Genomic DNA, 11,903 nt, shown 5'->3' with positions numbered 1-11,903 from the left:
GGCGCGAAGCGGTACGGCCGCAGCCGCGAATGCGTCACCCGTGGATGACTTCGCCGGAAACCCGTTCTGGGGAGGAGGCGACGAAAGGACGCGCGAGCGTCACGTGTCGAGCGAGAGCTCCTCAGGAAGGTGGAAATCGCGTCGCTGCAACTCCTCGACGTTGACGTCCTTGAACGTCAGGACACGCACCGCCTTCACGAACCGGTCCGCGCGGTAGATGTCCCACACCCACACATCGGTCATCGAGATCTCGAAGTAGAAGTCGTGCTCGGTGTCCCGGCGCACGACGTTCACTTCATTGGCGAGGTAGAACCGCCGCTCGGTCTCGATCACGTACTGGAACTGCGAGACGACATCGCGATACTCGCGGTACAGCGCGAGCTCGAGCTCACGGTCGTAGTCCTCGAAGACTTCGTCATCCATGGTGAATCCATCCTAGAGTCGCGGTGGCGCGCTCGGTGCCGCTCATGCGCCCCGAGAGCGAAGCACCTTCAGAAGAGCGTCGGAGCGTCGGCGATCGACCACGACGCTCGGTGATGTGCGCTGATGCCGTAGGCGCGGATCGCGGCGCGGTGATCGGGACTCGCGTACCCCTTGTTGCGAGCCCACTCGTAGGCGGGCAGTTCGTCGTGGAGCCCGGTCATCAGTCGGTCTCGCGCGACCTTGGCGATGACGGATGCCGCCGCGGCGGACGCGCAATCGCGATCGGCCTTGATCACGGGCTGTACGCGCAGCCCGGTCGCCCCTGCGGCCGTGATGTAGTCGTAGTTGCCGTCGAGGAGGACGATCGCCTCTTCGGGGACGACGCCGTGCGCGCGGAGATCCGCGAGGGCGCGGATCGTCGCAAGGCCGAGTGCGCGCATGATGCCGATCTCGTCGATCTCGGCGGCGCTGGCCCACCCGACGGCACTCGCCGAGACCCACGCCGCTGCCCGTGCGGCCACGTCGACGCGCTTCGGCTCGGGAACGAGCTTCGAGTCGCGCAGCCCCGAGGGAATCCGCTTGCGCGCACGGGGGGCGTCGATGACCGCGGCGCCGACGGCGACGGGTCCCGCCAGCGCTCCGCGGCCCACCTCATCGCACGCGATGACGAGCGGATGCTCACGCAGGAGGCGTCGCTCCAGTGTCAGCTTCGGCTCGATCACCGTCACGGTGCGACGTCCGCCTCGACAGGGTCGGGAACGCCGGCGAACACCTCGTGGTGGAAGTCGAGCAGGCCGAATCGATCGAGCGGCCACGTCACCAGGAAGGCACGTCCCACGACGTTCTCGACCGGGACGAACCCTTCGCCGGGCTGATCCTGGTTGTAGCGCGAGTCCTTCGACCGGTAGCGGTTGTCGCCGAGCACCCACAGACTCTCGTCGGGCACGAAGACGTCGAACGCGTCGGCCGAGACCGAGGTCTCGCCGGAAGGCAGCTTCACGTACGACGTCTCGTCGACGGGCACACCGTTCACGGTGAGCTGGCCGATCGCATTGCAGCACACCACGTGATCGCCGGGCAGTCCGATGATGCGCTTGACGAGGTGATCGTCGCTGTCGGGAGCCGAGAGCCCGACGAGGGAGAGGAACCAGTCGACACCTTCCACGATCGGCGGGCGCTCAGGCGCGACCGTCGGCGGCAGCCAGCCGCCGGGATCACGGAAGACGACGATGTCGCCGCGCTCGTAGTCGCCGAATCGCGGCGTGATCTCGTCGACGAGGATGCGGTCGTTGACGTGGAGGGTGTCTTCCATCGACCCCGACGGGATGTAGAAGGAGCGCACCAGGAAGGTCTTCACGAGGAACGAGACCAGCACCGCGATCAGCACGATCACCAGCACGTCGCGCAGGAATGCGAGCCACCCGCGACGGCGGCGGTGGATGATGGCGCCGTCTCCTGATCCCGGCGTCGGCACCGACTCCGCGGGGGCGGCCTTCTCCGTCGTCATTCGGGTTCCTTCACCGGGCGAACCGTGGATCGGCGGGCCCAGCATCAAGGTTCGCACACTCCGGACGTCGCGTCGTCCTGCTCCGGCCGGTTCGCGTGACTGTTGCAGCGAGAAAGGCGAGAGCCCCGGACCAAGAAGGTCCGGGGCTCTCGTTGCGGGAACCGCGCTGATGTCAGCGCTTCTCCTTGATCTTGGCCTTCTTGCCGCGGAGGTTGCGCAGGTAGTAGAGCTTGGCGCGGCGGACGTCACCGCGGGTGACGACCTCGATGTGGTCGATCACCGGGCTGTGGACGGGGAACGTGCGCTCCACGCCGACCTGGAAGCTGATCTTGCGGACCGTGAAGGTCTCGCGGACACCATCGCCCGAGCGGCCGATGACGACGCCCTGGAACACCTGGATACGCGAGCGGTTGCCTTCGGTGATGTTGACGTGCACCTTGACGGTGTCGCCGGGGGCGAAGGCGGGGATGTCGGAGCGCAGCGATGCTGCGTCGACGGAGTCGAGGATCTGCATGATCGTTTCTCTCTGCGGCCGCCACAGGTCGACCGCGGGAAGGAATGGAAGGAAAAGGTAGTCGCGTGCCCGAGGCCACCGGCTGAAAGGCCTGGCGGCGGACTCCCCTGAGGCAGAGACTGTCAGGGCACAAACATCCATTCTGCCATGGATGGCGCACCCTGCCAAAACGGATCAGGCGCCCGGCGACTGCTTCTCGGACAGGATGATTACCTCGGGCTGCGCCGATTCGGTCCGCGCCTCGGTGGGCGGGATGTACGCGTACCCCTCGGTCGTCCGCAGCACCGCGACAGACGGCTTCGCCTCGCGCCACAGCTGCCACAGCGCCAGCCAGAAGAGTCCGACGCCGACGAGGATCGTCAGCACCATCACCGGAGCCCACCACGCCCGTGCGAAGAAGCCGAGCGAGATGACGAGTCCGTGCCACACGGTGAAGCCCAGAACGTCCCACCACGACACCGCCCGGTGGGCGCGCACGGTACCTCGAGCGCGAACGAGGAGCGTGAGGATCAGCTGCCAGACGAAGACGCCGGGGATGGCGAGGAAGATCACCCAGACGAACGCCCAGCCGCCCGCATCGAACACGCCCCAGCCGACGAGCAGCCAGAGCGGCAAGAGGAACGCAGCGGGGATCAGCCAGCCGAAGAATGCGCGACGCAGCCACATGAGGTCGATGGTACGCCCGTCAAGCGTGTCGCGGGACGTCTCCCGCCGCGACGCGGGGGATCCTCCCAGCCGGGCGCCCTCTCGTCCGTCACAATGGTGGAGGACGAGAGGACCCCCATGATCGAACTGCGCACGCCCGCCGAGATCGCGGCGATGAAGCCCGCCGGCCGATTCGTCGCCGAGACCCTGGCGACTCTGCGCGACGAGACGAAGGTCGGCACGAACCTTCTCGCCATCGACCGCCGGGCGCACGATCTGATCCGCCGCGCCGGCGCCGAGTCGTGCTATATCGACTACCACCCGTCCTTCGGGGCGAGCCCCTTCGGCAAGGTCATCTGCACATCGGTCAACGACGCCGTGCTTCACGGGCTCCCGTTCGACTACGCGCTGCGTGACGGCGACCTCGTCTCGCTCGACTTCGCCGTGTCGGTCGACGGCTGGGTGGCGGACTCCGCCGTGTCGTTCGTCGTCGGCACGCCCCGCGACGAGGACCTCGCCTTGATCGACACGACCGAGCGGGCTCTGGATGCCGCGATCGCAGCATCCGTCGTCGGCAACCGCATCGGCGACATCTCGCACGCGATCGCCGAGATCGCACACGCCGACGGCTACTCGATCAACACCGACTTCGGCGGCCATGGCGTGGGGCGGATCATGCACGGCGACCCGCACGTGCCCAACGACGGCAAGGCCGGGCGCGGCTACCCGCTGCGCGACGGGCTCGTCATCGCGCTCGAGCCGTGGTTCCTGCAGACCACCGACGGGCTGATCACCGACCCGGACGGCTGGACGCTGCGCTCGGTCGACGGCTCGCGCGGCGCGCACGCCGAGCACACGGTCGCGATCACGGCCGACGGCCCCGTCATCCTCACCGACCGCTCCTGGCTCGGCGTCTCCTGAGCTGATCTCACATCGCGTTCGCATGCGGTGTGAGGGAAACGTTCGCTCGGGGTAACCGATCGCCGCCGCACGGCGAAACACCGACCTCCTAACGTCGCTGGAATCGACAGCCCATCCAGCGATGTCAGGAGTCCGCCATGACCGAGGCAGCACCCCTTCCCGAGGGCGCCGAATACGACGGTGTCGTCGACAGCCCGAAACACGGCGCTGACGCCACGGCAACATCGCCCGCGTACCGTGACGGCATGAGCTCCACCGCCGGCCCCGGTACGCACGTGGTCGTCGTGGGCGCAGGCATGGTGGCTCACCGCTTCGTGGAGAGCATGCTCAGCCGCGGCGACGCCGGATGGCGGATCACGCTCATCGGCGAAGAGGACCGGCACCCGTACGATCGCGTCGGTCTCACCGGCTTCTTCGACGGCTCGAGCGCCGATGACCTGACGCTGGATCGGACGAACATCGACGATCCGCGCGTGCGCTTCGTCCGTGGCGACGCCGTCGCGCGCATCGACCGCTCCGCTCGGCGGGTCACGACACGCAGCGGCCTGAGCGTGGCCTACGACCGCCTCGTGCTCGCAACCGGCTCGTATGCGGCACGCCTCGCGGTCGAGGGATTCGGACTCGACGGATGCTTCGTCTATCGCACACTCGACGACGTCGAGAAGCTGAAGGCGTTCGTCGAGCACCGCACGCGCGAGCTCGGAAGGCCCCTCACCGGCACGGTGATCGGCGGTGGACTGCTCGGGCTCGAGGCCGCCGGCGCCCTGCAGGGCCTCGACGTCTCGTGCACGGTGGTCCAGTCCTCCGACCGCCTCATGTCGGCCCAGCTCGATCTCTCGGGCGGCAATGCGCTGCGCCGCCTGATCGAGTCGCGCGGCATCCGGGTTCGCACCGACACCGTCACGACGCGCCTCGATCCCGATCGCACCGGCCAGGTGGCCGGGCTCGAGTTCCGCGACGGCGCCTACGAGCGCACCGACGTCGTCGTCTTCACCGTCGGCGTGCGCCCGCGCGACGAGCTCGCCCGCGGCGCCGATCTCGCTGTGCACCCGCGGGGCGGCATCCTCATCGACGCCTCCTGCCAGACCTCCGACCCCCGCATCCTGGCGATCGGCGAAGTCGCCAACTTCGACGGCGCGTGCGTCGGCCTGGTGGCACCCGGATACGCGATGGCGGAGGTCGCGGCGACCCGCCTGCTCGGCGGGGACGCGTCGTTCCCCGGCTACGACCTGTCGACGAAGCTCAAGCTCTCGGGCGTCGACGTCGCGAGCTTCGGCGACGCCTTCGCGACGACTCCGGGAGCCCTCGACGTGGTCTACGCCGACCCGGTGGCGGGCGTCTACAAGAAGCTCGTGCTCTCCGACGATGCGAAGACGCTTCTCGGCGGCATCCTCGTCGGCGACGCGTCGGCGTACGGCTCGCTGCGTCCGCTCGTCGGCGGGGCGCTCGGCGGCGACCCGGCCGCCTACCTCATGCCCGAGGGCGGGGTCGCCGCTCCCACCGGCGACCTCCCCGACGAAGCGCTCGTCTGCTCGTGCAACAGCGTCACCGCGGGCGCCATCCGTGGAGCCGTGCACGACGAGGGCTGCACCGACGTCGCGGCCGTCAAGGCGTGCACCAAGGCGGGGGCCGCCTGCGGGTCGTGCGTGATGATGGTCAAGAAGATCGTCGGCTCCGAGCTCGCGAAGTCCGGTGCGACTCTCAGCAGCGCGCTCTGCGAGCACTTCGACATGTCGCGCCGCCAGCTCTTCGACGCCGTGCGGGTGTCTCAGCTGACGACGTTCAGCGCCGTGATCGAGCGGTTCGGCGCCGGTCGCGGCTGCGATATCTGCAAGCCGGCTCTCGCCAGCATCCTCTCGACCCTCGTCGGCAAGCACGTTCTCGACGGCGAGAACGCGACGCTGCAGGACACCAACGACCACGTGATGGCGAACCTGCAGAAGGACGGCAGCTATTCGGTGGTGCCGCGGATCCCCGGCGGCGAGGTCACCCCCGAGGGTCTGCTCGCGATCGGACAGGTGGCACAGGACTACAACCTCTACACGAAGATCACCGGCGGCCAGCGGATCGACCTGTTCGGCGCGCGCCTCGAGCAGCTTCCCGAGATCTGGAAGCGCCTGGTGGATGCCGGCTTCGAATCGGGCCACGCCTACGGAAAGTCGCTGCGCACGGTCAAGTCGTGCGTCGGCTCGACGTGGTGCCGGTACGGCGTACAGGATTCCGTCGGCATGGCTGTCCAGCTCGAACTGCGCTACCGCGGACTCCGCTCGCCCCACAAGATCAAGCTCGGTGTCTCGGGCTGCGCACGCGAGTGCGCCGAGGCGCGGGGCAAGGACGTCGGCGTCATCGCCACCGAGGCGGGCTGGAACATGTACGTCGGGGGCAACGGCGGCTTCACACCCCGCCACGCCGTCCTGCTCGCCGAGGGCCTCAGCGACGCCGAGCTGCTCACCGCGATCGACCGCTTCCTGATGTACTACATCTTCACCGCCGACCGCCTGCAGCGCACGGCGCCGTGGTTCGAAGACCTCGACGGCGGGATCGATGGCCTGCGCGCGGTGATCTTCGACGACACCCTGGGCATCTGCGACGACCTGGATGCCGCGATCGCGACTCACATCGAGGGCTACGAGGACGAGTGGAAGGCGACCATCGAGGATCCCGAGAAGCTGCGCCGCTTCGCGTCCTTCGTCAACGCCCCGATGACCCCTGATCCCGCCCTCGCCTACACCGTCGAGCGCGGTCAGCCGCGACCGGCGACCGAGGCCGAGCGCCTCGGCGGCGTGATGATCGCCGGAACCACCCTGGAGGTACGCAGATGACCCTCGTCGAACCGCCGCGCACCGCGACGGAGCAGGCTCCCGCCGGCTGGGTGCGCGTGTGCGCCGTGGCCGATCTCGAGGTCGAGCGCGGGCGAGCCGCGCTCCTCGGCGACGATCAGCTCGCGCTGTTCCTCCTCCACAGCGGTCGCGTGCACGCGGTGTCGAACCTCGACCCCTACAGCGGCGCACACGTGATCTCGCGCGGGATCGTCGGCACGCGGCAGGATGCTCCGACGGTCGCTTCGCCCATGTACAAGCAGGTGTTCGATCTGCGCACCGGCGCCTGCCTTGAAACCCAGGGCAAGGATGCCGCGTCACTGCGCGTCTGGCCGGTCACGGTGAGCGACGGCGACGTGTATGTCCGGTGGGAGTCGGGCGAATGACGACGATGGTAGGCATCTCGCTCCACGGCCGTTCCGTCGTCATGGTCGGCGGCGGGGCGGTGACCGCGCGACGCCTCGAACGGTTCCTGGGCGACGGCGCCGTCGTGCGCGTCGTCGCCCCGGAGCTCTCCCCCTCGGTCCAGAACCTCGTCGACACCCACCGTCTCACCTGGATCCGCCGCCGATTCCGCGCGGTCGATGTGGCGGGCGCGTGGCTCGTCCACACCGCCACCGGCGACCCGAGCGCGGATGCCCACGTCGTCTCGGCGTGCGAGCGCAAGCAGATCCTGTGCATCAACGCCGCAGACGGCGGACACGGCTCGGCGCGGCTCGCCGCAGAGACCCGCTCGGGCGATGTCGTCGTCGGCGTCGTTTCGGATGCGAGCGTCGATCCGCGCCGTGCGGCCCGCCTTCGGGATGCGGTCGGTGCACTCCTGCGAGAAGGATCGCTGCCGCTCCGCCGTCGCCGCGCCACGCCGCGCGGTCGCGTCGACCTCGTCGGCGGCGGCCCCGGACCTGCCGATCTCATGACAGTCCGCGGCCGACGACTTCTCGCCGAAGCCGACGTCGTGATCGCCGACCGCCTCGGGCCGACCGACGTGCTGGCCGACCTCGATCCCGATGTCGAGATCATCGATGTCGGCAAGCAGCCGGGCCACCACCCGGTGCCGCAGCACGAGATCAACGCGCTGCTGGTCGCACACGCACGGGCGGGCAAGCGCGTCGTCCGCCTCAAGGGCGGCGACCCCTTCGTCTACGGGCGGGGTGGCGAGGAAGTCACAGCTTGCCTGGCCGCCGGAGTCCCCGTCGAGGTCGTCCCCGGGCTCACCAGTGTCGTCTCGGTGCCACAGTCGGCCGGGATCCCGATAACCCATCGCGGCACCGCGGCGGGCGTGCACGTCATCAACGGCCAGGCCGCGATCACCTCGTCCACCCTCGCCGCGCTCGCTGATCCCACGGTGACGACCGTCGTGCTGATGGGCGTCGCCGCGCTCCCCCGCCTGGTCGCCGCCGCGGAGGCCGCCGGTGTGCCGGGAGACCGGCCCGTCGCCATCGTCGAACGCGGCCACACACCCGAGCAGCGGACGACGCGCACCACCCTCGGCAGGGCTGTGGCCGATGCCGCGGCCGCGAACGTCCAGAACCCCGCCGTGATCGTGGTGGGCGACGTGGCGCGTGCAGATCTGCTGCTGCCCGCGACCCAGCTGGCGGGTGACGCGACACGGTGACCGCCCCGCCCCGCCCCACCCTCTCGGCCGCGCTCGACGGATGCACCGTCGTGATCGCCGTCGATCGCCGTTCCCACGAACTGGCGGCCGCCCTCGAGCGCCACGGCGCCTCCGTGCGTCACGCTCCGGCTCTCACGATCATCCCGCACATCGACGACGAGGCTCTGATCGCGCGGACGCAGGAGCTCATCGCGGATCCGCCGCACGTCGTCGTCGCAACGACCGGCGTCGGCTTCCGCGGCTGGATGGAGGCGGCCGACGAGGCCGGCCTCCTCGACGACCTCCACGCCGCGCTCGAAGGCGCGCAGATCGTCGCCCGTGGTCCGAAGGCGCGCGGAGCGATCCAGCAGGCGGGCCTCACGGCCGACTGGGTGGCCGAATCCGAGACCTCGACCGAGCTCGGCGAGTTCCTGCTCGCCGAGGGCGTCGCGGGCAGGCGCATCGCGGTGCAGCACCACGGGTCGGGCGCAGACGGCCTCGACGAGCTCTTCGAAGACGGCGGCGCGGACGTCGTGAGTCTCACGGTCTACCGCTGGGGTCCTCCGCCGGATGCCGCCGCTGTGGTGCGCTCGGTCGTGGCGACGGCGCAGGGCGAGGTGGACGCGGTGCTGTTCACCTCGGCACCGGGTGCTGCCGAGTGGCTCGCGGCAGCGGCACGCGAGGGCGTGCTCGACGACATCGTCGGCCACGCCGAGAGCGGTCGCGTCCTGATGGCCGCCGTCGGCCCGATCACCGCGGGTCCGCTCCTGGACGTCGACATCACGCCGCTCGTCGCGGAGCGCGGTCGCCTCGGTTCGCTCGTCCGGGCCGTGGTCACCCACTTCGGCGGCGGCCACGCCGCTCATCTCGCGACCAGCGCCGGTCGGCTCGAGCTGCGCAGCACCGGCGCGGTGCTCGACGGCGCGCACGTTCCACTCTCCCGCACCGGCACCGACATCCTCGCGACGCTCTTCGAAGCCGGCGGCGGCGTCGTCTCCCGTGCCCGTCTGCAGAACGCGCTCCCCCGCTCGGGTGAGAACACGCACGCGGTCGAGATGGCCGTCGCGCGGGTCCGTGAGGCGCTGGGCGTTCCCGACCTCATCAAGACGGTCGTCAAGCGCGGCTACCGGCTGAACGTCATCGACCCCGCCGAAGCCTCGGCCTGAAGCAGCCGCTGGGGTTCAGGCGAGCAGGTCGGGACGGTTCGCCCGCGTGCGCTCGAGGCTCTGCTCGCGGCGCCACGCGGCGATCGCGCCGTGGTTGCCGCTCAGCAGTACCGGCGGCACGTCGTGCCCGCGCCACGTGGACGGCTTGGTGTAGCTGGGGTATTCGAGCAGCCCCTCCTCGTGAGACTCCTCGACGAGACTCTCGGGGTTGCCGACGACACCCGGGATGAGCCGCGACACCGCCTCGATCACCGCCATCGCGGCGACCTCTCCCCCGTTGAGCACGTAGTCGCCCAGGCTCACCAGCCGCACGCGCCCGCGCGCGCTGTAGTGGTCGACGACGCGCTGATCGATGCCCTCGTACCGGCCGCACGCGAAGACGAGCTGCTGCTCGAGGGCGAGCTCGCGCGCGATGCGCTGCGTGAACTGCTCGCCCGCCGGTGACGGCACGAGCAGCACCCCGTCGTCGGTGAGCACCTCGTCGAGCGCCTCACCCCACGGCTCGGGCTTCATCACCATGCCGGCGCCGCCCCCGTAGGGCGTGTCGTCGACCGTGCGGTGCCGGTCGTGCGCCCAGTTGCGCAGGTCGTGGACGTGCATCGAGAGGATGCCGCGATCCCGAGCCTTGCCGATGAGCGACACGTCCAGCACGTCGAAGAAGGCCGGGAAGATCGTGACGATGTCGACGCGCATGGGTTCGAGTGTAGGCATCGAGCCATGTTTCCGACGTGTGACGAGGTGCTAACCGAGGCTCCCCGACCGGCGTGACGGGTCGGTGACGCAGGATTTACCGTCCGGGGGCAGGCGCGGAAACACGCTGTTCATAGCGTGAAGGCACACTCACTCTCAGGAGGCGCCATGACCACGACCGTCACTCCGTCATCGACGGATGTCGCAGCTCCGCCCCCGGCCGCCGCGCCGGTGGTTCTCTCCCATCGGCCCGGCCGGTGGATCGACGGCTGGAACCCCGAGAACTCGGAGTTCTGGAACGGGGCCGGCCGCCCCATCGCCCGCCGCAACCTCGGCTGGTCGATCTTCGCCGAGTTCCTCGGCTTCATCATCTGGCAGCTGTGGAGCATCGTCGTCGTGATGCTGCCGAATGCCGGATTCACGCTCACGAGCTCCGAGCTCTTCTGGCTCATCTCGGTGCCGAGCCTCGTCGGGGCGACGCTTCGGTTCCCCTACACCTTCATGGTCGCGATCGTCGGCGGCCGCAACTGGACGATCATCTCGGCAGGTCTGCTGCTCATCCCCGCGGTGCTCCTCGGCATCGTCGTGTCCAACCCCGAGACGCCCTTCGGTGTGCTCCTGCTGGTGGCGGCCCTCGGCGGCGTCGGCGGCGGCAACTTCGCGAGCTCCATGGCGAACATCACCTACTTCTTCCCCCAGAAGGAGAAGGGCTGGGCACTCGGGCTCAACGCCGCCGGCGGCAACCTCGGCACCTCCGTCGCGCAGTTCGCCGTCCCGATCGTCGTCACGATCGGCGCGGGCGCGACTCTCAACATCGCCCTCGCCGGCTGGATGTGGATCCCCTTCATCCTCCTCGCGATGTGGGGCGCGTGGCGCTACATGGACAACCTGTCGTCGGCCAAGGCCGACTTCGCAGGCTCCGCCGCCGCCCTTCGCGAACCGCACCTGTGGCTCATGTCGCTGCTCTACATCGGCACCTTCGGCTCGTTCATCGGCTTCGCCAGCGTCTTCCCGAAGCTCATCGCCGACCAGTTCCCCGACTTCTCGACATTCCAGGTCGGGTCGGCGGCGGTCTCGCTCGCGTTCCTCGGCGCGCTCATCGGGTCGCTCGCCCGCCCCTACGGCGGCAAGCTCGCCGACCGCTTCGGCGGCGCGCGCGTGACGGTGGGAGCATTCGCTGTCATGGCGCTGGGCGCGCTGTCCCTCATCTGGTCACTGCCCCTGCAGAACTTCTGGGTCTTCCTCGGGTGCTTCCTGGTGCTGTTCGCCGCCACCGGCATGGGCAACGGCTCGACGTACCGCATGATCCCGAACATCTTCGCGGCGCGCGGGCTCGCCACCGGCGCCGTTCCCGGGACGCCCGGCGGGCTGAAGATCCAGCGCAAGAGCGCGGCGGCCCTCGGGCTCATCTCCGCGATCGGCGCCTACGGCGGGTTCCTGATCCCGCAGGTGCTCAACATCTCGCAGCAGTCCACCGGCGGCTACACCGCGGCCTTCTTCGGCTTCGTCGGCGTGTACGCGGCATTGCTGGTCACGACGATCCTCGTGTACGTCGTCCCGCGCGCATCGCTGGCACAACAGCGCATCTGACCGCTCGCGCGCGAAGAGGGCCGCATCCGATTCC

Annotated in this window: 12 protein-coding genes; 6 read left to right on the top strand and 6 right to left on the bottom strand. The window is 69.6% G+C overall.

The window, feature by feature from the left end:
* Positions 1-99: 99 nt before the first annotated feature.
* The 5 genes from FFS15_RS10200 to FFS15_RS10180 all read right to left on the bottom strand — a co-directional run bounded on the left by FFS15_RS10200 (position 100) and on the right by FFS15_RS10180 (position 3,110).
* On the bottom strand, positions 100-423 hold the full coding sequence (locus FFS15_RS10200; RefSeq protein WP_137844915.1) for a DUF2469 family protein: 324 nt from the start codon (positions 421-423) through the stop codon (positions 100-102).
* A 68-nt stretch (positions 424-491) separates the two neighbouring features.
* On the bottom strand, positions 492-1,151 hold the full coding sequence (locus FFS15_RS10195; RefSeq protein WP_137844914.1) for a ribonuclease HII: 660 nt from the start codon (positions 1,149-1,151) through the stop codon (positions 492-494).
* Positions 1,148-1,930 (bottom strand): signal peptidase I, encoded by a 783-nt coding sequence (gene lepB, locus FFS15_RS10190; protein WP_137844913.1) that lies wholly within the window; start codon positions 1,928-1,930, stop codon positions 1,148-1,150. The genes FFS15_RS10195 and lepB overlap by 4 nt, the downstream gene beginning before the upstream one ends.
* A gap of 172 nt (positions 1,931-2,102) precedes the next feature.
* A complete protein-coding gene (gene rplS / locus FFS15_RS10185; protein ID WP_137844912.1) occupies positions 2,103-2,444 on the bottom strand; it encodes a 50S ribosomal protein L19 in 342 nt (113 codons plus the stop codon).
* Between the two features lie 174 nt (positions 2,445-2,618).
* The gene (locus FFS15_RS10180; RefSeq protein WP_137844911.1) at positions 2,619-3,110 is read right to left on the bottom strand and encodes an MFS transporter permease; all 492 of its coding nucleotides are present in this window, start codon (positions 3,108-3,110) and stop codon (positions 2,619-2,621) included.
* A gap of 117 nt (positions 3,111-3,227) precedes the next feature.
* Between FFS15_RS10180 and map the strand changes: the two genes are divergently transcribed.
* The 5 genes from map to FFS15_RS10155 all read left to right on the top strand — a co-directional run bounded on the left by map (position 3,228) and on the right by FFS15_RS10155 (position 9,589).
* The gene (gene map / locus FFS15_RS10175; protein ID WP_137844910.1) at positions 3,228-4,010 is read left to right on the top strand and encodes a type I methionyl aminopeptidase; all 783 of its coding nucleotides are present in this window, start codon (positions 3,228-3,230) and stop codon (positions 4,008-4,010) included.
* A gap of 245 nt (positions 4,011-4,255) precedes the next feature.
* Positions 4,256-6,832: a nitrite reductase large subunit NirB gene (gene nirB / locus FFS15_RS10170; RefSeq protein ID WP_171013160.1), complete on the top strand. Its 2,577-nt coding sequence runs from the start codon at positions 4,256-4,258 to the stop codon at positions 6,830-6,832.
* Positions 6,829-7,215, top strand: coding sequence for a nitrite reductase small subunit NirD (gene nirD, locus FFS15_RS10165; protein WP_137844909.1), 387 nt, complete (start codon positions 6,829-6,831; stop codon positions 7,213-7,215). The genes nirB and nirD overlap by 4 nt, the downstream gene beginning before the upstream one ends.
* Positions 7,212-8,444, top strand: a complete 1,233-nt coding sequence (gene cobA / locus FFS15_RS10160) for a uroporphyrinogen-III C-methyltransferase (protein WP_137844908.1) — start codon at positions 7,212-7,214, stop codon at positions 8,442-8,444. The genes nirD and cobA overlap by 4 nt, the downstream gene beginning before the upstream one ends.
* A complete protein-coding gene (locus tag FFS15_RS10155) occupies positions 8,441-9,589 on the top strand; it encodes a uroporphyrinogen-III synthase (protein WP_137844907.1) in 1,149 nt (382 codons plus the stop codon). Before cobA ends, FFS15_RS10155 begins: the two co-directional genes overlap by 4 nt.
* A 15-nt stretch (positions 9,590-9,604) precedes the next feature.
* Here the strand turns inward: FFS15_RS10155 and trmD are convergent, their stop codons facing one another.
* Positions 9,605-10,282: a tRNA (guanosine(37)-N1)-methyltransferase TrmD gene (gene trmD / locus FFS15_RS10150; protein WP_137844906.1), complete on the bottom strand. Its 678-nt coding sequence runs from the start codon at positions 10,280-10,282 to the stop codon at positions 9,605-9,607.
* A 165-nt stretch (positions 10,283-10,447) separates the two neighbouring features.
* On the opposite strand from trmD, the gene FFS15_RS10145 reads away from it, so the two are divergent.
* Positions 10,448-11,869: an MFS transporter gene (locus tag FFS15_RS10145; protein ID WP_137844905.1), complete on the top strand. Its 1,422-nt coding sequence runs from the start codon at positions 10,448-10,450 to the stop codon at positions 11,867-11,869.
* Positions 11,870-11,903: the final 34 nt, after the last annotated feature.

This window comes from Microbacterium sp. 2FI (assembly GCF_005502885.1).
In the GTDB taxonomy this organism is placed as follows: Bacteria; Actinomycetota; Actinomycetes; order Actinomycetales; family Microbacteriaceae; genus Microbacterium.
This window is presented reverse-complemented; position numbering and strand designations above follow the sequence as displayed.